We start from the raw sequence: 22,570 nt of genomic DNA, 5'->3' as shown, positions 1-22,570 counted from the left end.
TAGTGACTGTGACGCCGCCAGCATGGGTGGGTCGCGGTGACGAGATCGAAAGTGGCCACACGGTGACGAACAGCATCGTCAAGGGGTTTCTTACCTCGCCCCGACATGTAGTGTGCAAGATTTGCCGCCACTGAACACAGAAAGTCACACCGGAGCTTCCCAGACATCGCGCGGTGCGCACCGCGCGTTTGCTCGGCCTGCTCAGAATCGATCGTTTCCGGCACGGCCGGGTGCGCGCCACCTGCAACTGCGGAGGTCAAGTCCCTTGCCACATAAACAACTTCGTGAATACCGTCAGAGCATGCCCGAGGACAGGAGATCTGCGCTTCCCGTTCTTCCCGTCGATCGAACGCTCGAATTCCTCATGCGCGGGTACGCGTTCGGGCAGCATGGGTTCGATGCGGTAGGACGCGATGCGTTCACGACTCGCCTGATGGGGAGACTTTCGCCCGCGGCAGCGGGTGGGTGCGCTTCTTCTACGAGGGTGACCGATTTACTCGGGATCGGGCGATGCCTCGCTCGGTGAAGCACTCGTTGCAGGATGAGGGAAGCGTGCAGACCCTCGCCGGAGATGGGCACCGGAATCGTAAGGCACTTTTCATTGACGTGCTCGATGCGTCAGCTCGCATCGATCTGGATGGCCATGTCGCGGAGGCGTGGCAGAAGGAATGGGCCGCGGCGTCCGGAAACCGCGTATCTCTGCTGGAGTTGGCTGGGCGCGCTCTGACCGCTGGGGTGTGCACCTGGGCGGGAATTCCGCTCAGCGACCGCGACCTTGATCGAAGAGCGTCCGAGTTTGCAGGGATGATCGATGGCGCAGGCTCCTTCGGACCACGAAACCTGCGAGGACGGGCGCTCCGGCTGCGTACGGAAGCATGGGCGCGACAGGTGCTCCGCGACGCGCCGCCAGAGACCATCGCGGCCAGAGTGGCAGGTCATCGGGACGCAGACGGTCAGTCGATCGACGAGCGTACTGCAGCCGTGGAAATCCTGAACCTGCTTCGACCCACCGTTGCGATTGCGCGCTTCATCGTGTTCGCGGCTCTCGCGTTGCATCTTCATCCCGAATGGCGTTCGCGTGTCGCCGAGCACGAGGAGACCCGTCTCGCCTTCGCCCAGGAAGTGCGCCGCACTACGCCGTTTTTCCCCGTGGTCGGCGGGACCGCCGCGCGCGATATGGAATGGGACGGTGTCCGTTTTACGCGCGGTGATTGGGTGATCCTTGATCTTTTCGCCACCAATCGTGATCCTCAGCTCTGGTCAGATCCGTGCACCTTTGCTCCCGCCCGATTCATGTCGAGTGAGCCGCACCACAACGCGCTTGTGCCGCAAGGCGGTGGTTCTTACGAGGACGGCCACCGCTGCCCGGGCGAACCGGCGACAGTGGACCTCCTCGCTTCCGCTGTGGGACGGCTGGCCGCTGCGGAGTACACAGTCCCGGGCCAGGACTTTCGAGTCGACCTGCGGCGATTCCCGGCGCAACCCGAGGACGGGTTTGTGCTCATTCCCGCCTAACCACTGCGGGTGAACGCTAATGATCGAAACGTCGGTCCCGGCTCGGCCTGCTTCGTTCTGGTGGTCAGAGCCCGAATGCCCCGCCACCGATCAGGATGAAGATACCGAGGCCGATCAGAACGATCGGGAACAGTATGTGCTCCCAGCGCTCCAGGATTTCCGCGATCGGACGTCGGGTAGCGATGAACTTGGCGACGTACACCAGGACCGCGACGAGCGCGAGGAACACAACACAGTAGGCGACCACGGCGGCGGGTCCGACACTCAGGAAGACCGGCACGTAGACCCCGATGTTGTCCCCGCCGTTTGCGAAGGTGACTCCGGCTACAGCCCAGACGGCGACCTTTTTGCCTTCGATCTTGCCCTCATCGTCATCGTCGTCGTCGTGACGTCGACGCCATGCCTGCCAGGCCGCCCATAGCCCCAACCCCAAGGGGATCAGGCCGAAGTAGGGGATGACCTCTGGAGGCAGGAACGCTCCGGCGCCGAGGGCTACGAGTACGGCTGCGCCGAGAATACCTGCGAACCCCAGATACTGCCCGACCAGGATTCGAGCGGTCGTGCCCCGTTGTCCCGCGCCGCGGGCGAAGAACAGTGAGAGCACGATGATGTCGTCGATGTTCGTGGCAAGGAACAGGCCGATCGCTTGCAGGATGGAGAGGAAGATCATGCGGTCGCCTCCGTCGTGCAGCATTCCGGGGCCGCGCAGGAGGGATCGATGCACCCGGCTGCATGGTCAACGGCCAAGGTCGTGTCCAGCAGAGCGGTAAGCGCACGGGTGAGACGGGGGTCGGCGACCTCGTACCGGGTTCGGCGGCCCTCGGGCTCGGCGACGACGATGCCGCAGTCGCGGAGGCAGGTCAGGTGGTTGGACACGTTGGACGGACTGAGATCCAGCTCGCGGGCGAGTGCCGCAGGATAGATCGGGCCGTCAAGCAGGGTCATGAGAATGCGTGAACGTGTCGGGTCGGCCATTGCTCGGCCGAGCCGGTTCATCACGTCCAGACGATCGGTTATAGTCAGCACTCAATGAACATACACGCTTCGCTGTATGATTGCCAAACCGTTCCTTCCATATCGCGATGGGTGAAAGTTGTCACAGTTCGTGCGCCGTGAATCCTTCTTCGGCTTGTTCCTCATGCTGAGTGGCATCATCGGGGTGACGGCATCGATGGCACTGTCCGTCGAGAAGATCGAAAAGCTGACCAACCCCGATACGGGCCTCAGCTGCGACTTCTCCGTGTTGGTGCAATGCTCCGCGAACCTCGACAGCGCTCAGGGAGCCGCCTTCGGAGTTCCCAATCCGTTCCTCGGGTTGGTCGGGTTCGCGCTCGTGGTGTGTGTCGGCGTCACGGTGTGGGCGGTCCCGCACTTCGCGCGCTGGTTCTGGATGCTGTTCAATTTCGGTGTCGCCGGAGCTTTTGGGTTCGTGGTCTGGTTGATTGGGCAGAGCATCTACGTGCTGGGTACGCTCTGCCCGTGGTGTCTGGTTGTGTGGCTGACGACGCTCCCGCTGTTCTTCTTCGTGACGGCTCGGAACCTGCGTGAGGGCGTCTTTGGTCGCAGGGCAAGACGAGTCGGTGCGTTGTTGTGGCCGTGGATGACGCTCGTGACGGTCGCCGCATACCTAGTGGTCGCCGTGCTCGCTCAGCTCCGCCTGAATGTCCTGGCGAGCATCATTTAGCCCGAGGGACCCATATTCGACAGAAGCTACTTCTCGCGGGTGGAGGTCGTCGTCGGTTTGGAGCGCAACTGGGATCGGTGGCTGCGGAGCATCTGGAGGATACCGAGGCCGACGCCGATTCCGATGAAGATGTCGGCGAGGTTTCCAATGAAGAGGTTGCCATAGGCGAGGAAGTCGGTGACGTGGCCGTGACCGAATCCGGGAGGGGCGAATAGGCGGTCGATGAGGTTGCCGACCGCTCCACCCCAGACGAATCCGATCGCGATCGCCCACGCCATGGAGGTCGCCCGCCAGGCGGCATAGAACAGCACGATCGCTGCCGCGATTCCGATCACGGTGAACACCCATGTGCTGTTTGATCCGAGAGACATGATCGTGCCGGGGTTGAATGCCAGTTGCAGGCCCAGCAGGTCGCCGATCAGCGGAATGCGTTGTTCCTCGCTCAGCTGCCCGAGCGCCATGGCCTTCGTGCCCTGGTCTACGAGAGCCATGGTGAGCGCGACTAGGCACGCGACGGCTAGCCTCCGGCTCCGACTGCGCATCATTGTGCGCCTCGGCCCACGGAGGGGAGACTTTGGCAACGCCGCCAGGTGCAGTCCATTTGCACAGACGGCCATGGGGAGATATTGCGAAGCTCCGAAACGAGCAACGGTGTGGGCATGCGGTAATCCTGTCAAGTGGTAGAGGTCAGGTGAGGCCGGAGTAGGCGTGCAGGCCTTTGAAGAACATGTTGACGATGGTGAAGTTGAACAGGACGGCGGTGAAGCCGATAATCGACAGCCATGCGGATCGGGTTCCCCGCCAGCCACGGGTTGCGCGGGCGTGGATGTAGCCGGCGTAAAGAACCCAGATCACGAAGGTCCAGACTTCCTTAGTGTCGAATCCCCAGTAGCGGCCCCAGGAGTCGTTGGCCCAGATTGATCCGGCGATCAGGGTGAAGGTCCAGAAGATGAACCCGACGATCGCGAACCGGTACGCCAGAGACTCCAGTGCCTCCGCGGTGGGAAGCGTGCGCAGATACCCCAGGCCGGACCGCTTCGCGTCCTCACCACCCTTTCCTGACGCCCGTCGTTCTCGTCGGGCTTGCAGGAGTTGCGTGGCGGAGAGACCGCAGGAGATCGCGAACAGGGCCGTGCCGAGCGAGGCTACGAAGACGTGGATGATGAGCCACACGCTTTTGAGCGGGTCCATCAGCGGGGTGACTTCGACATAGAACGCAAGAGTCGCCCCGCCGAGGAGCAACGCGACCATGCCGATGAGGAAGGAGCCCAGGAAGCGTAAGTCGTATCTGCGGAGCACGATCAGGTAGACGGCGACGATCAGTAATGTCCCGGTGAGCGCGAACTCGTACATGTTGGCCCACGGGACCCGTTCCGCGGCGAGCCCTCGCCCGATGGTCCCAGCAAGGTGGAAGACGAACGCGAACCCGGTCAGGACGGTGCCGATGCGCGCCCAGAGCAGACGCTGCCGCTGCGCCGGACGGGTGCGGACCTCATTCAGCGCGGTGCGTCCAACGCCCGCTCCGCTGTGCGTGTCTCCGCCGCCCGCGGTCACGAGTGCGCGGGCCCGCTGGACCTCGTCGCGGCGTACCGATCGTTGCGCGAGGTCGATGGCGTAGGCCACGAACGCGAGGAGGTACACGGCGATTGCCGTCCACACCACCAGCAGGGAGATGCTGTCGAAGGTAAGGGATTCGGGGTCAGGCATCGGTCGCTCCTCGTGCGGTCTGGGGTCGGCAGTGATAGCGCCGGTGTCTGAATCCAGCGATGGTTAAACCCGTGATCGCACTGAAGGCGATCACGGCGGTGAGAGCACCGCCGAGCATGACGGCGGGGGTGAGGCCCTCGCGCAGCGGAACGCGGGTGATCGCCGCAGCCGCCTGGTCGACCCCGGCACCGTCGATGATCTGCCCGTCCGGGGCAATGACTTGGCTGGTGCCGACGGTGGAGATGTTCACGACGGCACGTCCGGTCTCGATCGCACGCATCCTGGCGAAAGCGAGCTGCTGAAGGTTCTCGTCGGTGCCGCGGAAGTCGGCGTTGTTGGTTTGGAACACGTAGACCTGAGCGCCATGGCGGGCTCCGTCCCAGATGACGGCGTCGTAGATGACGTCGAAGCAGATCGCGAGACCGACATCCACGCCATTCACCGTCACGATCGGAGGGTTCTGGCCGGGCGTGTAGTCGCGTTGGATCATTCCGATCAGGTCGGGCGCGATCCGCTCGTAGAACCATCGGTCCGGGACGTACTCGCCAAACGGGACGGGGTTGACCTTGTCGTGCAGCTGCGGGGTGCCTTGCCCGTCCCACAGCATTGAGGTGTTGAACACATCGCCGCCGCGCGCGGTGGCGGCGTTGGTCAGCAGCGGGGCGCCGACCCGGGCGACGAGATTGTTGAGGCGTCGAGCGGTGGCCGGGTGGGTGAGGGGGTCGGTATCGACGGCACCTTCGGGCCACACCAGCAGATCCATGCGTTCTCCCACCAGGGGTTCGGTCGCGGCCGTCTGCGCGGCAAGCACATCCCCTGGGGCACGGTCGTCGAAGTACCCGGAGGGCCCGTTGCCCTGCACCCATCCGATGTCCAACCGGCCGACATCCCCGGTCGGGAACTGCGGGACGATCACCAGGGCGGTCACGATTCCCGCGGCGGGGAGGATGCCGCGCAGGCGCCGGAACCCGCCGTACCGCCACCACTGCACGAGGCACGCGCACGCGGTGACGATCAGGAAGGTCAGCCCGGTCACCCCGACCCAGGACGCCGCCTCCGGCATTGGGCCGTTCGCCTGGGTCATCCCGATCCGCGCCCACGGGAACCCTGAGTATGGCCAGGACCCCATCGCGAGCTCCCGCACGCTCCACAGCCCCGCTACCAGCAGCGGCACCCCGGCAAACCATAGGACGGCGCGTCCGCTGGCGCGGTCGGTCCACCGGTACGCGAGAGCGATGGGGATCGCACCGACCCCGAATAGTACCGTTTCCAGACCGGCCAACGCCACCCACGGGACGGGTCCGAGGAAGGTCCCAACCCACATCAGGTGGGTGAAGTGGAACGCGGAACCGAAGGCCGTGCCGACCAGGAATGCGCCACCGATGCTGCGGCCGATCATCGTGCACAGCGCGATCGTGATGCTCACAAACGCGAGCGGCCACCACCCCACGGCGGGGAAGGACAGGTCCAGGAGCCCACCAGCAGCCGCAGCGACGAGGAGCGCCGCCCACAACGGCACCCCTCTTCGTGCGGAGGGGGCGGCGTCTGTCGGCGTGTCAGTCAGCGAGGGCGCGGTCGAGAGCATCGGTGAGATCCGTCAGCTGGGTGAGCTCGAGCTTTTCGCCGTCGAGGAAGAACGTGGGCGTGCCCTGCACACCCATCTGCTGCCCTTCGGCGAAGTCTTCCTCGACCCGCTCCCGGGTGGCGGGGTCTTCCACCGCCTGGTCGTAGGCGGCCATGTCCAGGCCAAGGTCCTCGGCGAAGCTGCGGAACAGGTCAGCTTCGGAGACTTGCTGCTCGCCCCACTCGGCCTGCGTCTCGAACATGCGGTGGTACATGTCCTCGACCCGGTCCTGCTGGGCGGCCGCTTCCACCGCGAGGGCGGCGTTCATCGAGTTGTAGTGGCTGGGGATCGGGTAGTACCGGAACACATAGTTGATCTGTCCGTCGTACTGCTCACGGATCTCTTCGACGTACGGGTAGAACGCCCCACATGCCTCGCATTCGAAGTCGAGGAACTCCACCAGGGTCGGCGCGTTCGGGCCGGCGCTGTCCAGGACGTGGGAGTTGCTGCGGGCACCCGGTAACGCGTCCGCGGCGTTGTCGCCTGCGGGCACTTGAGGGCGGGCGGAGACCGTGTAGATGATCGCGCCGATGACGAGCACGACCACGGCGCCGATCGCAATGAGGGTCACTTTCATGGGGGTCTTCATCGTGGGTTCCTTCGGCTGGGGGTCTGTGAGCTCGGGCGATCACGGGCGGCGAGGTGGGCGTTGCGGATGCCGGCGATCGCGTCGGGCAGCTGCGGGTCCTCCCCGCGCGCGAGACCGGCGTATTCCAGGCGCAGGGTGGGCTCGTCCGGGTCGCCGGTGACGGATGCTTTGATGAACACGCGGCGTCGGGGAACGAGAAGGCCGGTGATTAGACCCAGTGTGGCGAGGGTGGCGAAGGCGAGCACCCAAGGACCGCCGGTGTCGCGTTTGATGTCCAGCGACGCGAATCGCTTCACCGCCGCCAGGGGATTCGTGCCGCTGGACGCGTCCTCGAAGGTGACCGTGCCCCACCCATTGGGCAGGTCGGCGGTCTGCCCAGGAGTGAGCTGGATCGACTCGGCACCGCTCGTGCCGCCGGTGAGTTGGGTCATTCCGCTGGTGTCGAGGGTGTACACCGACCGGGGCACGCCGTCGTTGATGCCGAGGCTGCCGGAGAACACGTTGAAGGTGACGACCGGGTTCACCAGATCGGGATACACCGAGGTGAACGCCCCGGTGTCAAGAGCGCCCTGGGTGGGATAGAAGAAACCGACAAGCCCGACCTGTTCGGGAAGCCCGTCCGCGACCTTGATGATGCCAAGCGAGGTCATCATGCTGTCTTGCGGGAGGAACGGCTGCGACTCGCTGTACACGACCGCGCCCTCGGAGTCTCGGACGGTGATGGTGGGTGCATAGCCGTTGCCGAGCAGATAGACCCGGTCATTGCCGACCGTGATGGGGTAGTTCACGCGCACGCTTTCGGTGTCCTCGGTCCCGGCGCGGGCGTCGCGGATGGTGAGGTTCGCGGCGAAGTCGCCCGCTTGGCCGCCACCGGGTTCTCCCGGTGGCACGTAGCTGACGTCGAAGCTGTCGAGGGTCAGCGAGTACGGGTCCAGCTGCGTTCCGTCCACGAACCTGCCCGGGGTGAACGAGGAGTAGTCGTTGAGGGTGTTGACGAACGTGGTCCCCTCGACGATGACCCGCTGCCCGGTATAGGAGAAGCCGCTGGCGGCGAGCACGGCGACCAACACCCCGACCAGGGAGGCATGAAAAACCAGGTTGCCGGTCTCCCGGAGGTATCCTCGCTCGGCCGACACCGACCAAGACCGTGCGGTGTCGTACCGCTCGATGCGGTATCCGCGGCGGCGCAGATCGGCGGCTGCGGCGGTGACCGTGGCCGCCGCGTCCGCGGCGGGGTCCTCGGCCTTTGCCGGGACGTCTGCGAAAAGGTGGGCGCTCAGCCGGCTGAGCCGTGCCGGGGTGCGTGGTGGGCGGGTGCGGAGGGCTTTCCAGTGGTGACGGGTGCGGGGAATGATGCAGCCGATCAACGAGATGAACAGCAGCAGGTAGATGCCGGAGAACCAGGCGGAGTTGTACAAGTCGAACACCTGGAGCCCGTCGAGGATGGGGGCCAGTTCGGGGTTGGTTCGGAAGTATTGGAGGACCCCGTTGGGGTCCGCGGTGCGTTGCGGGAAGATGGACCCGGGAACTGAGGCGATGGCCAGCAGGAGCAGCAGCAGGATCGCGGTGCGCATACTGGTCAGCTGCCGCCATGCCCATCGCAGCCACTCGATGGGTCCCAGCGTCGGGGAGGCGACGGTGTCGGGCTCGTCCTGTTCGATGTGATCGGCGGGGCGCGAGGGGTCGGTGGGTGCCTGGTCAGAGAGGGAGCGTGACACTGAGCATCACCCCCTGCAGGACGGACATCAGCATCCCCCAGATGCCGGTGACCATCAGCACGCCCAGCGCGATGAGCAGGCTGCCGCCGATGATGTTCACCACGCGGATGTGACGGCGGAGGAAGGTGACCGAGCGGGTGGCCCAGCCCAGTCCGAGCGCGAGGAGGAAGAACGGGATGCCCAGGCCGAGGGAGTACGCCAGTCCCAGCAGCGCGGCACGGCCGGGGTCGCCGAGATTCCAGGACACCGACATGATCGCCGCCAGCGTCGGTCCGATGCAGGGGGTCCAGCCGATCCCGAGCGCGATGCCCAGCAGTGGCGCGCTGAGCAGACCCAGGTTGCCGCGGAAACGGGGGCGGAGGGTGCGTTGCGTGCGAGGGAACGCGCCGATGAAAACCAGGCCCAGAACGATGACGACGACCCCGAGCGCCCGGGTGAGGATGTTCGCGTACTCGAGGAAGAACAGTCCCGCGACGCCGCCGAGCACCGTGACGGTCATGAACACGAGGGTGAATCCGGCGACGAACAACGCCACTCCGCCGAGCAGCCGTCCACGGGCGGGGGCGGGGCTCTGTGTCGGGGAGGTGGAGAGGGAGGAACCGAGGTAGCCGAAGTATCCGGGGACAAGCGGGAGGACGCACGGGGAGACGAAGGAGATCAGGCCCGCAAGCATGGCGACGAGCACGGCCACCCAAAGCGCGCCGTCGAAGATGAACCCTTCGGCGCTCACTGGCTCTCCGCCAGCGCGTCCGCGACAAGGGTGGACAGGATCGACGCGGCCGGCAATTGCCCGATGATCCGCGCAGCGACCCTGCCCTGACGGTCCATCACCAGGGTCGTCGGCGTCGCCTGGATGGGGGTGACCGCGGCGAAGGCGAGCTTGGTCTTCCCGTCAACGATGTCGATCACGCTCGGGTAGGTGATCCCGTAGTCCTCCGCGAACGACACCGCGGTGGCGGGCTGGTCGTAGATGTTCACCCCGATAAACCCCACCCCTTCGGGCTGGTAGGTCTGCCACACCTCTTCCAGCAGAGGCGCCTCAACCCGGCACGGGCCACACGCGGCATACCAGAAGTTCACGACGTACACCTCGCCGGCGAACTCGTCGCTGCTGACCGGATTGCCGCGCTCGTCGACGCCAGCGAACACCACCGTCTCGCCACGCTTCTCTGGGGAGATCTCGACAATGCGCTCGTCAACGCTGGTGGAACCGGTGCCGTTGTTCGCCGTAGCGGCAAGCCCGTCCTGGGACGTGCACCCTGCGACCGCGAATACAGCGGTCGCGGCGAACATAGCGGCGGCCGCACGGAATGGACGCCTGGACCTACGATGGGCAACCGGGGGCACGGTGCGGGTGACGAGAGTCACCCGGAATGGGTTTGCCACGACGTTCTCCAATACCAGGACTCAACAGGCGGCGGTCTGGCAGCACCAGAATCCGCTCGCTCTCACAGGTGCGAGGGTGTTGAGTGGTGGATCAGGTTCGGTAAACGCGCAGTTGCGTAAGGGTAAGCACCGGCATCCGGGACGGCGGGACCGCGATCAACTCACGCACCATTCCTGCGACACGCTCGATGCTGTACGGGCGGGACGGTGCCCGCCAGGCAAGGACGACGAGCGTCAACGCGCACGCCACTCCCAACAGGCACAGGGCGGCACCGAGATCTCCGGCCCCACCGGCGTGCCCACCCGATGTCACCGCCGGGACGGCGCCCGGCTCGTCGGTGATGATCAGCTCACTGATCGACGCTCCTTGGGGGCCTTCGGTCTCCGAGTGCGTCGCGGCCCAAGAGCACGTCAGGAGTACCAGGACGAGTCCCAGCCCGACCAGCAGCCTCGCCACCGTCCAGCGCACGCGCGTAGCGATAGCGCGGTCAGCGCGGGCAGAGCGGATCATTGCGGACGTTCCTATGCTCGGAGATCAGGGAATCGGAATAGTCGACCATCAAACACTATCAGGTGTATAGTCAGCCGATGCTGACCCTTGCGTCTCGTCTTGATGTGATGAACCGTCTCGGCCGCGCGCTGGCAGATCCGACCCGCTCCCGGATTCTCCTGGAGCTTCTCGAAGCCCCCGGGTACCCTGCCCGGTTATCGGAGTCGCTGGCCCTGACGCGGACGAACGTCTCCAACCATCTCGCGTGTCTGCGCGGTTGCGGCATCGTGGTCGCGACCCCGGAAGGACGCCAGACCCGATATGAGATCGCGGACCCGCATCTGACCCGCGCAATCTCGATGCTCGTGGACACCGTGCTCGCTTACGACGACGGCGCACCCTGCACCGACCAGAACTGCGACGTGCCATTCTGCTGCGACACCACGGGAGCCGCACTGTGAGCGAGGAATGCTGCGGTCCCGACGAGCCACGCAAGACCAGCACGGTGCGCCGGATCGAACTGACCCGCCCGCTTACCACCGGTGACATCTGCTGCGGCCCCGACGACACCCACACAACAGGCCGTGCTCACGTCGCGGCGCGAAAGCATGAAGACGGCGACGCATGCTGCGGACCAGACCCCGCCTCCCCTGTAGACAAGGATGCGGAAGAGATCGAGGTGCGTCCGCCGTGGTGGCGGGACACCGCGCTGCTGCCCTCCGCGATCGCGGGCGTTTTCCTCCTCGCCGGATACATCCTCGAATGGACCGGGGTTCCGATCCCGGCCCTGATCCTCCAGGCAATCGCCCTGGTCGCGGGCGCGTACACGTTTGTCCCCGGTGCCATCCGACGGTTGCTGCGCGGCCGCCTCGGCGTCGGGCTGCTGATGACGATCGCCGCGGTCGGCGCGGTGCTGCTTGGCCACGTCGGCGAAGCCGCCGCGCTGGCGTTCCTGTTCTCCCTCGCCGAAGCTCTCGAAGACCGGGCAATGGACCAAGCCAAAGAAGGCCTCCGCGCGCTCCTCTCCCTCATTCCCGACACCGTGCGGGTCTCCCGCCTGGGCGGCGATTTCACCATCCCCGCAGCCGACGTCCGTGAACTGGACATCCTCGTCGTCGGCGCCGGCGAACGGATCGCCACAGACGGCGTCGTCGTGGAGGGCCAGTCGAGTCTCGACACTTCAGCGGTCACCGGCGAATCCATTCCATTGGAGGTCGGACCCGCCGACCCGGTCATCGCCGGCTCGGTAAACGGGTCTGCAACCCTCCGGATCGAGGCCACCGCAGACGGACGGGACAACTCCCTCACTCAGATCGTCGCGCTCGTCGAGCAAGCACACGCCCACAAGGGCGACCGGGCACGCCTCGCTGACCGCATCGCCCGCCCCCTCGTCCCGGCCGTGCTGATCCTCGCGGCCTTGGTTGCCCTGTTCGGTGTGCTCGTTGGCGACCCGTGGACGTGGATCGAACGAGCCCTTGTCGTCTTGGTCGCCGCGTCTCCATGCGCCCTGGCAATCGCGGTGCCCGTCACGGTCATCAGCGCGATCGGTGCGGCCTCGAAGTTCGGTGTCGTGATCAAGTCCGGCGAGGCGTTCGAGCAGCTCGGCACGATCCGCGCCGTGGCGCTGGATAAGACCGGCACCCTCACCCGCAACGAGCCAACCGTCGTCGACGTGCAACCCGCCGCCGAGACCGCCCGTGACGACCTCCTCGTCTGGGCGGCAGCCGTCGAGGCCACCAGCACGCACCCGCTCGCGGCCGCCATCATCGCCGCCGCACCCGGAAATACTGCTGCGATGAACGTGACCGAAGAGGCAGGCCACGGCATCAGCGGCCACGTCAACGGCCGTGTCATTCGCGTCGGCAACGCCCGCTGGCTCAACCCCGGCAAGCTCCGCGTCGCTGCCGACACCATGGCCGCCCAGGGCATGACCGTGGTCGTTGTCGAAACGGACGGGCAGACCGCAGGACTCATTGGGGTGCGAGACGAGTTGCGTCCAGAATCCGCCGAGACCGTACGGATGCTGCACGATCAAGGCATCGAGACCATCATGCTGACCGGCGACAACGACCGCACCGCCCGCGCGATCGCCCAGGAAGCCGGCATCACGGACGTCCGGGCCGAGCAACTGCCCAAGGACAAGACCGACGCGATCGTCGCCCTCGTCGCATCCCGTCCGACAGCGATGGTTGGCGACGGCGTCAATGACGCCCCCGCCCTTGCTACGGCGACGGTCGGGATCGCGATGGGCGTGAAGGGCTCCGCCGCAGCGATCGAATCTGCCGATGTCGCCTTCACCGGCCACGACCTCCGCTTGATCCCCGGGGCGCTCGATCACGCCAAGCGAGGCCGGCGGATCATGACCACCAACATCGGGCTGGCCCTTGCGATCATCATCGTTTTGTTCCCTCTCGCCCTTTTCGGCGTCCTCGGCCTCGCCGGTGTGGTCCTGGTGCACGAGGTCGCCGAAGTCATCGTGATCCTCAACGGCGTCCGTGCAGCGCGCCGCCCCCCTGCGCTGCGGCGACTTACCGAAAAGCCAATCTCTCGCTCAACATTCGTGCGGGTCTGACATTCATCTGCGACCTTCGCGCACCTATTAGGTGGGCTCGTTGATTCGACTCCGCGGTGCGCGGCTAGGCGCTTACACGCGCCTCGCGCTCCCATGCCTGTGTTGCCATCTGCACGGCATCCCACGGGGAGCCGAGCGGGGGCGTGTAGGAGAGGTCGAGGTCGCTCATTCCGGCCACGGTCATGCCGTGGTGCAGGGCGGTGGCGTAGGTGTCTACGCGCTTGGAGATTTCCGCGCCGCGGGTGCCGACGAGCTGCGCCCCGAGGAGGAGGCCGTCGCGAGTGTCTCCGGTGATGCGGATGCTGATGGGAGTGGCTCCGGGGTAGTAACGCTTGTGGTCGTCCGCGATCGCAGTGTGACTGTGTGGGGCATAGTCGGCGGCTGCAGCCTCGTGATCGCGGAGGCCCGTGCGGGCGGCCACGAGGTCGAAAACCTTCACGACCTGCGTGCCAAGACTCCCGGCAAAACGGGCGTCTCCGCCGATTGCGTTCTCCCCCGCGACACGACCCTGCTTGTGTGCGGTGGTGCCGAGGGGCAGGTAGGTGACGCCGAGGAGGCGGTGGTGGGTGACCACGCCGTCTCCGGCTGCCCACACGTTCGGCAGGCCAGTGCGCATGTGCTCGTCGACGACGACCGCACTACCCGCGCCCGTGGTCGCGCCAGCCGCGGTGAGCAGGCTGGTGTTGGGGCGGACACCAACGACCACGAGCACGAGGTCGGCGCTGCGGGAGAAAGTGTCACCGTCGCGGGTGCCGGTCACGGTGAGGCGGCCAGCGTCGCGGGTGACAGCTTCGATGCGGGTTCCGGTGAGGACGTCGACGCCGTGGCGGGTGAGTTCGTCGCGGACGAGGGAGCCCAGTTCGGGGTCGAGGGTGGAGAGCACTTCGGGACCGCGTTGGAGCTGGGTGACGTGCAGGCCGCGGACGGTGAGGGCTTCGGCCATTTCGAGGCCGACGTAGCCGGCGCCGACGATGATCGCGGTTTCGGGCTGGTGCTTGTCGAGGTAGCGCTCCAGGGCGAAGGTGTCGCCCATCGAGTGCAGCAGGTGCACGCCGTCGTCGGGGCCGAGCTGGTCAAGGCCGGCGATGCCGGCGGTGGACGGAGATGCTCCGGTGCCGACCATGAGCTCGTCGTACGCGATCGTCGATTCGGTGCCGGCCGCGTCGCGGACGGTGAGCGTGCGGCCGTCGACGTCGATGCCGGTGGCGAGGGTGTCCAGGCGCAGGTTCATGCCGGTGGCTTCGAGGTCGGCGTGCGTGCGGTGGGCGAGGGACTGCCAGGGCTGCACTTCGCGGGAGAAGTAGTAGGGGATGCCGCAGATGGAGAAGTTCGGGTAGGCGTCTGCGACTACGACGGTGACGTCGACGGAGGGGTCGAGTTCGCGGGCGCGCAGGGCGGTGGAGATGCCGGCGTCGCTTCCGCCGATCGCTACAAGGTGCATCAGGCTGTCCTCCTACGCTGTCGCGGTGGTCAGTTCGGAAAGTAGCTGCTGCACTCGGGCTTGGACGTCGTCCCGAATTTCGCGGACGGCCACGATGTCGAGATCTGCGGGGTCGGTGAGGTCCCAGTCGAGGTATCTCTTGCCGGGGTAGATCGGGCACGCGTCGCCGCAGCCCATGGTGATCACGGCGTCCGCTGCACGGACGACGTCATCGGTGAGAGGCTTAGGGAACTCTTCGTTCACGTCGATCCCCAGCTCCGCCAACGCTTCGACCACGACGGGGAGGATGCCTTGGCCGGGCTGTGAACCGGCGGAGCGGACGTGCACTCGGTCGCCGGCGAGGTGACGGGTGAGTGCGGCGGCCATCTGGGAGCGACCGGAGTTTTGTACGCACACGTAGAGCACTTCCGGGACGGGCTTGGGGATGAAGCCGCGGGACTGTGCCAGCGCGGTGAGTCGGTCGCGGGAGAACTTCTCGGCCAGTGATGGCAGGTGGGTGGTGACGGTCGCCGTGCGGGCGAGTGCGGTGTAGGACTCGAAAACGACGCGTTCGACCGTTTCCGCTCCCACCATGCCGGTGAATTGGGCAGTGAGACGTTCCGCGGCGCGGTGCAGTACTGAGTCCGCGGAGAGCAGAGCGTCTTGCCCTTTCTGCCAGGTCATGCGACACCACGGGCGGGGAGGAGCTCTTCGATGAGCGTTTCCACGCGTCGGCGGATCTCGTCGCGGATCGGGCGGACAGCGTCGATGCCCTGACCGGCGGGGTCGTCCAGCTCCCAGTCCTCGTACCGCTTACCGGGGAAGATCGGGCAGGCGTCTCCGCAGCCCATCGTGATCACGGCGTCGGATTCTTTGACGGCTTCGACGGTCAGAACCTTCGGGGTGTTGCCTGTGATGTCGATGCCCTCTTCGGCCATGGCCTCGACGGCGACTGGGTTGATCTGGTCCTTGGGGGCGGATCCGGCGGAGAGGACCTGGATGCGTCCTTGCGCGAGCTCGCGGAGGTAGCCGGCGGCCATTTGCGAGCGACCGGCGTTGTGCACGCACACGAACAGAACAGTGGGGGTATCAGACATGGTGGACTCTCTTTCGTGTCCTCGAAGCATAGAGGATCATCTATGTATCAGACTACAACGCCGAGTGAACGGCAAGTGACTCACCCTTTTTGAGGCGCGGTAGGAGATCGCGCACGCGAAGGTCGATGTCGTTGCGGATGGTTCTGAGTTCTGTCAGAGAGAGCCCAGCGGGGTCGGGAATGTCCCAGTCGAGGTGCGTTGCGCCGATTCGGGGCACGCAGATGTCGCCGCACCCCATCGTGACGACGATGTCGGCCGCCTCGAGGACTTCGGTGGTGAGGGGTTTGGGGAACTCACCATCGAGCGAGAGGCCGACTTCGTCGAGCACGGTGATGATGGATGATCGCACATCGTCTGCCGGCGCAGATCCCGCTGTATGCACGCGGATGTGAGGGCCGGCGAGCCGGCGGAGGACGCTCGCGGCGATCTGCGACCGTCCGGCGTTCTGTACGCACACGAAGAGCACGGTGACGTCGGGGTCGCGATGGAGCCGGTTTTTCAGGGATGCTTCAATCCGTTCGATGGCAAAGGTGGCGGTGCGGGAGGCCAAGAGGTGGTGCGGCGTTGACTCGGAGAGACGTGTATGAGCGTCGGACACGACCCTTCGCACCTTTTCACGGGTCAGGGTGCCGTGAAACCGCACGAGAAGATCACCCACCACGCGGTCCAGATCCGGCGGCGCAGAGGGTCGCTGGTCCGCAAGGGAAAGCAGTGCGGTGACCCTGTCACGATGAGGCGGGGCGATGGCGTACCACGTGCGCCGACCCTCGGGCTGGCGGGTCACGATCCCCTCATCCATCAACCGCCTCATGTGATGACTGACGGTCGGCTGCCGCAGGCCGAGGATTCGCGAGGTCTCTCCTACGAGGACTCGGCCGGTATCGGCCGTCGACATCAGTCGCAAGAGCGCCATACGGGTAGGGTCAGCAAGAACGGACGCGGTTCGGGTCGCGTCCGACACCACCGCATCCATAGATGAAAGTCTATCTTCAGGTAGGATCACAGTGTGACCTCTTCCCACGGCAGCCCCGCAGCAGGTGCGAGCGCACCGCTCGGCCGCTCCGCCGCGGAAGATCTCGCTCGGACGCTGCGAGCGGTGGCAGATCCGACGCGGTTGCAGATGTTGAGCGTCATTTTGGACTCGGAGTCTGGGCGTGCAACCGTAAAGCAACTGACCGACGCCCTGGGGTTGCGGCAGCCGACGGTCACCCACCACGTGCGCATCCTTGTGGATGACGGTCTCCTGGTCCGTGAGCCGGAGGGGAAGTACGTGTGGCTTTCGGTGGTTCCGTCTCGGCGTAGCGCGATCGAGGATCTGCTGCGGTGATCGAGCGTGCGCGGCACCGTGTCGGGCGCCCGCTGGATGACGATGCCGCGCAGGAACGTGCCGCGCAGGCCGCAGTGCTCGGCGATCTGCTTACGTTGCGGGTGCTGAGTGCTCTGGCCGCGGGTGCTCCGGCCGACGTGCTCTCCTCGTTGCTGCATGTTCCGGCTATCGAGGTGGAGGACGCGATTGCCCGGTTGTTGGCCGTGAACATCGTGCGCACTGACGAGGTGGGGGCACACGTGTTGCCGGCGGCATCGTGGGTGCGTTTCGGGCGTTTGTTGGTGGGTGATATGCCGGCCCTGCCCGAACCCGACACCGCTCCGACCGTTGCCGTGTTGCCGGCGGCGATCGCGACGGTCGCGCATGATTTGTCGTACCGGTTCGCTTCCACGTTCAGTAGCGAGACGGTGTCGCAGTATGTCGTGGAGAGCTACCTGCTGCTCAGTCAGAGAGCCCGGGTGCGGAAGCATTTGCCCTCGTTGACGGCACGATATGCCGCTGATCGTCTTGACGCTCTGGCGTCGGCGCAGGGTCTGGTGCTTCGCGGCACGCCTGAGGTGCTGTTCGTCTGTGTTCAGAATGCCGGGCGTTCGCAGATCGCGGCCGCGTATCTGCGGTATCTCGCGGGCGATCGTGTCCATGTGCGCACCGCGGGGTCGCAGCCAGCCGACGCGGTCCACCCTCGAGTCGTTGATGCTCTCGCCGAGGTGGGTGTTCCTCTCTCTGACGAGTATCCGAAGCCGTTGACGGACGAGGTCGTGCAGGCCGCGGACTTCGTGGTAACGATGGGGTGCGGGGATGCGTGCCCGGTGTACCCCGGTCGCCGCTACATGGATTGGGATCTTGAGGATCCGCTCGCCCTCGACGACGAGGGGCTGCGGGTGGTTCGTGACCAGATCCGAGGGCACGTTGAGGATCTTCTGGCCGAGATGGGGATGACGTCTCACGCGGCCAGTCGGTAGCCGATGCCGCGGTGGGTTTCGATCACCGCGTCCCTCGGGGCGCCCGTGAGCGCGGCGAACCGCGACCGGAGACCCGCGACCATGACCCTGATGGATGCTTGCCGTTGTGTTCCACCGCCGTGCGTGTCTGCGAGCTCGTCGAGTGTGACGATCCGCGGGTGGGACATTGCCAATGCCAGCAGGATGTCGAACTCTCTCGGGGTGGTCGTGATGGGTGTGCCGTACAGCTCGACCCGGTGCCGGTCCGTGTCGACCAGCAGCGCGCCCACCGCGACCGTGCTCGGCACCTCCACGGATGCGGGGGGCAGCTGTCGCAGCGCGGACGCGAGGCGTTCGGGGGTGAGGGGAAGGTCGACGACGCCGCCCACGCCGGCGGCGATCGCGGTATCTACTGTGGCGATCCCGGTGGAGGGATGTATTCCGAACAGCACCGTTGATTTGCTGGTGGCGATCGACAGTTCCAGGACGGCGGCGATGTCTTGGCAGGCCACGTCAGAGGACACCAGCAGGATCGTGTGCGGGTCGCGGATCAACTCCGTCAGCGCGCTGATGATGTCGGTTCGCCGGATTAGTGACGCACCGAAGTGGCGGAATTCGGCGACGGTTCCTCGAACCACGTGCGGGTCGGTGGACAGCACGACGACGCGTGCCGATCCGACCACTGGGTTCGTGAGGGTGCTCATCCGAACCTGCCGCTGATGTAGTCCTCGGTGCGCTGGTCCTGGGGGTGCTCGAAGATCTGTGAGGTGGGGGCGTATTCCACCAGTACTCCGGTTCGGTCTCCGGTGGTTTCATCTGCGAGGGCGGTGAAGAACGCGGTGCGGTCGGCGACTCGGGCGGCTTGCTGCATGTTGTGGGTGACGATGATGATCGTGTAGTCCCGGCGCAGATCGTGCATGAGGTCTTCGATGCGCATGGTTGCGATCGGGTCCAGCGCCGAGCATGGTTCGTCCATCAGGATCACGTCCGGCTGGGTGGCGATCGTGCGGGCGATGCATAGACGCTGCTGCTGTCCGCCGGAGAGACCGAATGCGGATTGCTTCAGCTTGTCTTTGACCTCGCCCCACAGCGCTGCTTTGGTCAAAGCTTCTTCGACCAGGTCGTCCATGCTCGACACCTTCATCCCGGTCACCCTGGGGCCGTAGGCGATGTTGTCGTAGATGGATTTCGGGAACGGGTTGGGTTTTTGGAACACCATGCCGATGCGGCGGCGCACTTCGATCGGGTCGACGTCTTTGGCGTAGATGTCGTCGTCTTGGAACAGCACCTGCCCTTCGACGCGCGCGCCATCGACGAGGTCGTTCATCCGGTTCAGCGAACGCAGCAGCGTCGACTTCCCGCACCCGGAGGGGCCGATCAGCGCGGTGATTTCGTTCTTTCCGAAGCTGAGGTTGACGTCGGTGACGGCACGGAAGTCGCCGTAGAACACGTCCACGTTCTCGCAGCGGATCAGCCCGCTCGGTGTTTCGCGCAGGTTCGGTTCTGGAGATTGGGCGTGGAACTGCGGGTGAGGGGTGTCCTCGGTTGAGGTGGCGATCGGGTCGCTCATGGCTACCACCGTTTCTGGTACTTGTTGCGGATGAAGATGGCGAGGGCGTTCATCAGGAGCAGAACGCCGAGGAGGAGCACGCTGGTGGCCGCGGCAAGCTCGTGGAAGCCCTCCTGAGGACGACCGGTCCAGTTGAAGATCTGGATAGGGAGGGTGGTGTACCCGCTCATGAGCCCGTTCGGGTCGAACGTGATGTAGACCAGCGCTCCGAGCACCAACAGTGGTGCCGCTTCCCCAAGTGCGCGGGAGAGAGCGAGGATTGAGCCGGTGGCGATGCTGGGCACGGACGCCGGAAGCACCTGCCGCCACACGGTCTGCCACTTCGTCGCACCGAGCGCGAGGGACCCGTCGCGGATCTCGTTCGGTACGGACCGCAACCCTTCTCGGGTGGAGATGATGATGACGGGAAGGATCAGTAGCGATAGCGCTAGTGCGCCGCCGATGACGATGTTCTTGTTCTGCACCTGTAGCAGGCTGAGGAATCCGAGGGCAAGCAGGCCGTAGATGATGGCGGGGACGGCGGCGAGGTTCTGCACGTTCAGTTCGATGAGCCGGTTGAACCAGCGCTTCTTGTCGGCGAACTCTTCGAGGTGGATTGCCGCGGCGATCCCCAGCGGCAGTGTCAGCACCGCGGTGGTCGCGATCACCCAGGCGGACCCGAGGATGGCAGGGCGGGCGCCCGCTGTTTCCGGGGTGGCGGATGGGTAGTTGGTGAACAGTTGCAGGGACAGCTTCCCCCACCCGTCCATCAGGATCGTGACCAGAAGAGTCGCGAGCACGCCGAACGCGACAAGCAGCGACAGCCACAGCAGGATGAGGAAGATCATCGGGCCGGGTTTCCGGTCACCGTGTGTCCCCGTCCCGAGGGGCGCGGATGCGCGGATCTTCGTCGGGGCGCTTCGGGTGGTGGTCATCAGTAGGCCTCTCGGAAGCGGCGAACGAACCGGATGCTGATGAAGTTCATCAGCAGCGTGATGAGGAACAGCAGCAGCCCGACCGCGAACAGGGTGTTGTATTCCAGGCTTCCCACGCGGGAGTCTCCGAGAGCGGCGTTCGCGATGAATCCGGTCATCGTCTGTCCCTGCTCGAGCGGGTTGGTGACGATCCGGGCCTGGCTTCCGGCGGCGATCGCGACGATCATCGTCTCTCCCACGGCGCGGGAGACGCCGAGGACGACAGCGGCGACGATGCCCGACAGGGCGGCGGGGAACACCACGCGAAGGGTGGTTTGCATCCGGTTCGCGCCGAGCGCAGCGCTGCCCTGACGGAGCGCACCGGGAACGGCGGACATGGCATCTTCGGAGATCGACGCGATTGTGGGGATGATCATGACACCCATGACGAGTCCTGCGGCGAGGACGCTGAATGCGCCGGTGGGCAGCTGCAGCCAGTCGCGGAGCACGGTGGCTTGCACGAACTGGAGGGCGAAGAACCCGTAGACGACGGTGGGGACGCCGGCGAGGATCTCCAGCATCGGCTTGAGGATTTTGCGGGTGCGGGGCTTGGCGTACTCGGCGAGCATGATGGCTGCGCCTAGCCCGAACGGCACGGCGACCAGCAGGGCGATCACGGTCGTCCATAGCGTGGCGGAGACGAGGGGGATGACTCCGAAGGACGCGTCTGCGAACCGGGGTGCCCAGCGCGTGCCGAATAGGAAGTCCAGGACGGGAACCTCGGCGAAAAACGAGAGGGAGGGGATCAGTAGGGCGATCAGGATCCCGACCGTCGTCACGATCGTGAGTACTGCGGCTAGCCGGAGAACGAGTCTGATGAGGGCTTCGCCGGGTCGGCGGCGGCCGGCGAACTGGGTGCCTGGCCGGGGGCCCGAGGAAGTAGTCCTCGAGCCCCCAGCCTTGGTGATCACAGCGGTCATGGAGTGTCTCCGCGGAGGGGGCTCGCTCAACCGAGCGAGGCGAGTTCTTCCTGCGCGGTGGTGATCTGCTCCTCGGTCAGCGGCACGAACAGGGCGAGCGAGGCGATGTCGGCGGAGTTGGCGACGTAGAAGTCGACGAACTCCTTCACCTGCGGCTTGTCGGTGTACGCGGCGTTCTTGACGTAGATGAACAGCGGGCGCCCCAGCGGCGTGTAGGTGCCGTCCTGCACGGTCTCGGTGCTCGGGTAGACGCCGTCGATGGATGCGGCGATGATCGTGCCCTCGTTCTCTTCGACGTAGCTCAGGCCGAGGAAGCCGATCGCACCCTGGTCCCCGGCGACGCCCTGGATGGTGATGTTGTCGTCCTCGGAGGGGCTGTAGTCGGTACGGATCGCGCCGGTCTCCCCGTTCACCTCTTCGGTGAAGTAGTCGAAGGTGCCCGAGTCGGTGCCGGCACCGAACAGGACCAGCGGCACGTCGGGGAAGCTCGGGTCAACGTCGGACCAGCTGTTGACGACACCCTCGGATTCCGGTGCCCAGATCTTCGCGACCTGCTCCAGGGTGAGGTCGGTTGCCCAGTCGTTTTCCGGGTTCAGGATGACCGACAGGCCGTCGTTGGCGGCGACGATCTCGGTGTACTCGACGCCGTTCGCTTCACATTCAGCGGCCTCTTCGTCCTTGATCGGACGGGACGCGTTGGAGATGTCGGTCTCGTCGGCGCAGAACGCCTTGAAGCCTCCACCGGTGCCGGAGGTGGCGACCGACACGTTGACCGACGAGTCCTCTTCGCGGAACAGGTCCGCGGCGGCCTCGGTGAGGGGGGCGACGGTCGACGAACCATCGGTGGTGACAGAGCCGCCGGCCCCGCCTCCGCTGGCCTCTCCTCCGCCAGTGCTGCCGGCGGACTGTCCGCCGCAGGCACTCAATGCCAGGGCGGCGGCGGCGAGCGTCGCAACGGCAGCGAGCTTTGCTGTGGTCTTGTTCACGGGTGCGCTTTCCTTCGTGCCCGACATGGGCGTCAGGACCCGCCGGTGCAAGGCAGGCCAGATAGATGATC

General features: G+C 65.7%; 25 protein-coding genes. 6 read left to right on the top strand and 19 right to left on the bottom strand.

Annotation, left to right across the window (positions count from 1 at the left end):
* The first annotated feature begins 552 nt into the window (after positions 1-552).
* On the top strand, positions 553-1,515 hold the full coding sequence (locus J0I43_RS03430; protein ID WP_292858992.1) for a cytochrome P450: 963 nt from the start codon (positions 553-555) through the stop codon (positions 1,513-1,515).
* A gap of 64 nt (positions 1,516-1,579) precedes the next feature.
* Here J0I43_RS03430 and J0I43_RS03425 read toward each other — a convergent pair whose 3' ends face one another.
* Positions 1,580-2,185, bottom strand: a complete 606-nt coding sequence (locus J0I43_RS03425) for a cadmium resistance transporter (protein ID WP_292858989.1) — start codon at positions 2,183-2,185, stop codon at positions 1,580-1,582.
* Entirely contained in the window at positions 2,182-2,541 is a 360-nt protein-coding gene (locus J0I43_RS03420; protein WP_242086956.1) for a helix-turn-helix transcriptional regulator, read from the bottom strand. Before J0I43_RS03420 ends, J0I43_RS03425 begins: the two co-directional genes overlap by 4 nt.
* A 67-nt stretch (positions 2,542-2,608) precedes the next feature.
* Between J0I43_RS03420 and J0I43_RS03415 the strand changes: the two genes are divergently transcribed.
* The gene (locus tag J0I43_RS03415) at positions 2,609-3,199 is read left to right on the top strand and encodes a vitamin K epoxide reductase family protein (protein WP_292858984.1); all 591 of its coding nucleotides are present in this window, start codon (positions 2,609-2,611) and stop codon (positions 3,197-3,199) included.
* Between the two features lie 26 nt (positions 3,200-3,225).
* On the opposite strand, the gene J0I43_RS03410 is transcribed toward J0I43_RS03415, so the two are convergent.
* From J0I43_RS03410 to J0I43_RS03375, 8 genes are all read right to left on the bottom strand, one after another.
* Positions 3,226-3,690 carry a signal peptidase II gene (locus tag J0I43_RS03410; protein WP_231860934.1) on the bottom strand — a complete coding sequence of 155 codons (465 nt, stop codon included), beginning with the start codon at positions 3,688-3,690 and terminating at the stop codon, positions 3,226-3,228.
* Positions 3,691-3,886: 196 nt separating this feature from the next.
* Entirely contained in the window at positions 3,887-4,906 is a 1,020-nt protein-coding gene (gene ccsB, locus J0I43_RS03405) for a c-type cytochrome biogenesis protein CcsB (protein WP_292858980.1), read from the bottom strand.
* Positions 4,899-6,491 carry an apolipoprotein N-acyltransferase gene (gene lnt / locus J0I43_RS03400; protein WP_292858978.1) on the bottom strand — a complete coding sequence of 531 codons (1,593 nt, stop codon included), beginning with the start codon at positions 6,489-6,491 and terminating at the stop codon, positions 4,899-4,901. Before lnt ends, ccsB begins: the two co-directional genes overlap by 8 nt.
* Positions 6,463-7,119, bottom strand: a complete 657-nt coding sequence (locus J0I43_RS03395) for a thioredoxin domain-containing protein (RefSeq protein WP_292858976.1) — start codon at positions 7,117-7,119, stop codon at positions 6,463-6,465. The genes lnt and J0I43_RS03395 overlap by 29 nt, the downstream gene beginning before the upstream one ends.
* Entirely contained in the window at positions 7,116-8,837 is a 1,722-nt protein-coding gene (locus J0I43_RS03390; RefSeq protein WP_292858974.1) for a cytochrome c biogenesis protein ResB, read from the bottom strand. The genes J0I43_RS03395 and J0I43_RS03390 overlap by 4 nt, the downstream gene beginning before the upstream one ends.
* Positions 8,818-9,510, bottom strand: coding sequence for a cytochrome c biogenesis CcdA family protein (locus tag J0I43_RS03385; RefSeq protein ID WP_292859072.1), 693 nt, complete (start codon positions 9,508-9,510; stop codon positions 8,818-8,820). The genes J0I43_RS03390 and J0I43_RS03385 overlap by 20 nt, the downstream gene beginning before the upstream one ends.
* 53 nt (positions 9,511-9,563) lie before the next feature.
* The gene (locus tag J0I43_RS03380) at positions 9,564-10,130 is read right to left on the bottom strand and encodes a TlpA disulfide reductase family protein (RefSeq protein WP_292858971.1); all 567 of its coding nucleotides are present in this window, start codon (positions 10,128-10,130) and stop codon (positions 9,564-9,566) included.
* Positions 10,131-10,314: 184 nt separating this feature from the next.
* Positions 10,315-10,734 carry a hypothetical protein gene (locus J0I43_RS03375; RefSeq protein WP_292858968.1) on the bottom strand — a complete coding sequence of 140 codons (420 nt, stop codon included), beginning with the start codon at positions 10,732-10,734 and terminating at the stop codon, positions 10,315-10,317.
* Between the two features lie 77 nt (positions 10,735-10,811).
* Between J0I43_RS03375 and J0I43_RS03370 the strand changes: the two genes are divergently transcribed.
* Together J0I43_RS03370 and J0I43_RS03365 are read left to right on the top strand one after the other, a co-directional pair.
* Positions 10,812-11,174 carry a helix-turn-helix transcriptional regulator gene (locus J0I43_RS03370; RefSeq protein ID WP_292858965.1) on the top strand — a complete coding sequence of 121 codons (363 nt, stop codon included), beginning with the start codon at positions 10,812-10,814 and terminating at the stop codon, positions 11,172-11,174.
* A 218-nt stretch (positions 11,175-11,392) separates the two neighbouring features.
* Positions 11,393-13,285, top strand: coding sequence for a cation-translocating P-type ATPase (locus J0I43_RS03365; protein ID WP_292859069.1), 1,893 nt, complete (start codon positions 11,393-11,395; stop codon positions 13,283-13,285).
* 64 nt (positions 13,286-13,349) lie between these two features.
* On the opposite strand, the gene J0I43_RS03360 is transcribed toward J0I43_RS03365, so the two are convergent.
* The 4 genes from J0I43_RS03360 to J0I43_RS03345 are packed head-to-tail and all read right to left on the bottom strand — an operon-like array spanning position 13,350 to position 16,775.
* Positions 13,350-14,726, bottom strand: coding sequence for an FAD-dependent oxidoreductase (locus tag J0I43_RS03360; RefSeq protein WP_292858962.1), 1,377 nt, complete (start codon positions 14,724-14,726; stop codon positions 13,350-13,352).
* Positions 14,727-14,738: 12 nt separating this feature from the next.
* Positions 14,739-15,389, bottom strand: coding sequence for an arsenate reductase ArsC (locus J0I43_RS03355; RefSeq protein ID WP_292858959.1), 651 nt, complete (start codon positions 15,387-15,389; stop codon positions 14,739-14,741).
* The gene (locus J0I43_RS03350; RefSeq protein ID WP_292858956.1) at positions 15,386-15,802 is read right to left on the bottom strand and encodes an arsenate reductase ArsC; all 417 of its coding nucleotides are present in this window, start codon (positions 15,800-15,802) and stop codon (positions 15,386-15,388) included. Before J0I43_RS03350 ends, J0I43_RS03355 begins: the two co-directional genes overlap by 4 nt.
* A gap of 52 nt (positions 15,803-15,854) precedes the next feature.
* Positions 15,855-16,775, bottom strand: coding sequence for a metalloregulator ArsR/SmtB family transcription factor (locus J0I43_RS03345; protein ID WP_292858953.1), 921 nt, complete (start codon positions 16,773-16,775; stop codon positions 15,855-15,857).
* 33 nt (positions 16,776-16,808) lie between these two features.
* Here J0I43_RS03345 and J0I43_RS03340 point away from each other — a divergent pair, with 33 nt between their 5' ends.
* Entirely contained in the window at positions 16,809-17,129 is a 321-nt protein-coding gene (locus J0I43_RS03340) for a helix-turn-helix transcriptional regulator (RefSeq protein WP_292858949.1), read from the top strand.
* Complete coding sequence (locus J0I43_RS03335; protein ID WP_292858946.1) at positions 17,126-18,091, top strand: arsenate reductase ArsC; 966 nt, start codon at positions 17,126-17,128, stop codon at positions 18,089-18,091. The genes J0I43_RS03340 and J0I43_RS03335 overlap by 4 nt, the downstream gene beginning before the upstream one ends.
* On the opposite strand, the gene J0I43_RS03330 is transcribed toward J0I43_RS03335, so the two are convergent.
* The 5 genes from J0I43_RS03330 to J0I43_RS03310 are packed head-to-tail and all read right to left on the bottom strand — an operon-like array spanning position 18,073 to position 22,499.
* On the bottom strand, positions 18,073-18,774 hold the full coding sequence (locus J0I43_RS03330; RefSeq protein ID WP_292858943.1) for a winged helix-turn-helix domain-containing protein: 702 nt from the start codon (positions 18,772-18,774) through the stop codon (positions 18,073-18,075). The genes J0I43_RS03335 and J0I43_RS03330 overlap by 19 nt on opposite strands.
* On the bottom strand, positions 18,771-19,640 hold the full coding sequence (pstB, locus tag J0I43_RS03325; RefSeq protein WP_363360851.1) for a phosphate ABC transporter ATP-binding protein PstB: 870 nt from the start codon (positions 19,638-19,640) through the stop codon (positions 18,771-18,773). Before pstB ends, J0I43_RS03330 begins: the two co-directional genes overlap by 4 nt.
* A 2-nt stretch (positions 19,641-19,642) precedes the next feature.
* Positions 19,643-20,554, bottom strand: coding sequence for a phosphate ABC transporter permease PstA (gene pstA, locus J0I43_RS03320; protein WP_292858940.1), 912 nt, complete (start codon positions 20,552-20,554; stop codon positions 19,643-19,645).
* Entirely contained in the window at positions 20,554-21,513 is a 960-nt protein-coding gene (gene pstC, locus J0I43_RS03315) for a phosphate ABC transporter permease subunit PstC (RefSeq protein WP_292858938.1), read from the bottom strand. The genes pstA and pstC overlap by 1 nt, the downstream gene beginning before the upstream one ends.
* A gap of 26 nt (positions 21,514-21,539) precedes the next feature.
* Positions 21,540-22,499, bottom strand: coding sequence for a PstS family phosphate ABC transporter substrate-binding protein (locus J0I43_RS03310; RefSeq protein WP_292858935.1), 960 nt, complete (start codon positions 22,497-22,499; stop codon positions 21,540-21,542).
* Positions 22,500-22,570: the final 71 nt, after the last annotated feature.

It is taken from the genome of Microbacterium sp. (assembly GCF_017305435.1).
GTDB lineage: Bacteria > Actinomycetota > Actinomycetes > Actinomycetales > Microbacteriaceae > Microbacterium.
This window is presented reverse-complemented; position numbering and strand designations above follow the sequence as displayed.

Excerpts from the sequence above, each read along its gene's own strand:
- J0I43_RS03410 (WP_231860934.1), bottom strand. The coding sequence starts at position 3,690 with ATGGCTCTCGTAGACCAGGGCACGAAGGCCATGGCGCTCGGGCAGCTG.
- J0I43_RS03385 (WP_292859072.1), bottom strand. The coding sequence starts at position 9,510 with ATGCTTGCGGGCCTGATCTCCTTCGTCTCCCCGTGCGTCCTCCCGCTT.
- pstB (WP_363360851.1), bottom strand. The coding sequence starts at position 19,640 with ATGAGCGACCCGATCGCCACCTCAACCGAGGACACCCCTCACCCGCAG.
- J0I43_RS03370 (WP_292858965.1), top strand. The coding sequence starts at position 10,812 with ATGCTGACCCTTGCGTCTCGTCTTGATGTGATGAACCGTCTCGGCCGC.
- lnt (WP_292858978.1), bottom strand. The coding sequence starts at position 6,491 with ATGCTCTCGACCGCGCCCTCGCTGACTGACACGCCGACAGACGCCGCC.
- J0I43_RS03395 (WP_292858976.1), bottom strand. The coding sequence starts at position 7,119 with ATGAAGACCCCCATGAAAGTGACCCTCATTGCGATCGGCGCCGTGGTC.
- J0I43_RS03345 (WP_292858953.1), bottom strand. The coding sequence starts at position 16,775 with ATGGATGCGGTGGTGTCGGACGCGACCCGAACCGCGTCCGTTCTTGCT.
- ccsB (WP_292858980.1), bottom strand. The coding sequence starts at position 4,906 with ATGCCTGACCCCGAATCCCTTACCTTCGACAGCATCTCCCTGCTGGTG.
- J0I43_RS03350 (WP_292858956.1), bottom strand. The coding sequence starts at position 15,802 with ATGTCTGATACCCCCACTGTTCTGTTCGTGTGCGTGCACAACGCCGGT.
- J0I43_RS03380 (WP_292858971.1), bottom strand. The coding sequence starts at position 10,130 with ATGTTCGCCGCGACCGCTGTATTCGCGGTCGCAGGGTGCACGTCCCAG.
- J0I43_RS03330 (WP_292858943.1), bottom strand. The coding sequence starts at position 18,774 with ATGAGCACCCTCACGAACCCAGTGGTCGGATCGGCACGCGTCGTCGTG.
- J0I43_RS03355 (WP_292858959.1), bottom strand. The coding sequence starts at position 15,389 with ATGACCTGGCAGAAAGGGCAAGACGCTCTGCTCTCCGCGGACTCAGTA.
- pstC (WP_292858938.1), bottom strand. The coding sequence starts at position 21,513 with ATGACCGCTGTGATCACCAAGGCTGGGGGCTCGAGGACTACTTCCTCG.
- J0I43_RS03425 (WP_292858989.1), bottom strand. The coding sequence starts at position 2,185 with ATGATCTTCCTCTCCATCCTGCAAGCGATCGGCCTGTTCCTTGCCACG.
- pstA (WP_292858940.1), bottom strand. The coding sequence starts at position 20,554 with ATGACCACCACCCGAAGCGCCCCGACGAAGATCCGCGCATCCGCGCCC.
- J0I43_RS03360 (WP_292858962.1), bottom strand. The coding sequence starts at position 14,726 with ATGCACCTTGTAGCGATCGGCGGAAGCGACGCCGGCATCTCCACCGCC.
- J0I43_RS03375 (WP_292858968.1), bottom strand. The coding sequence starts at position 10,734 with ATGATCCGCTCTGCCCGCGCTGACCGCGCTATCGCTACGCGCGTGCGC.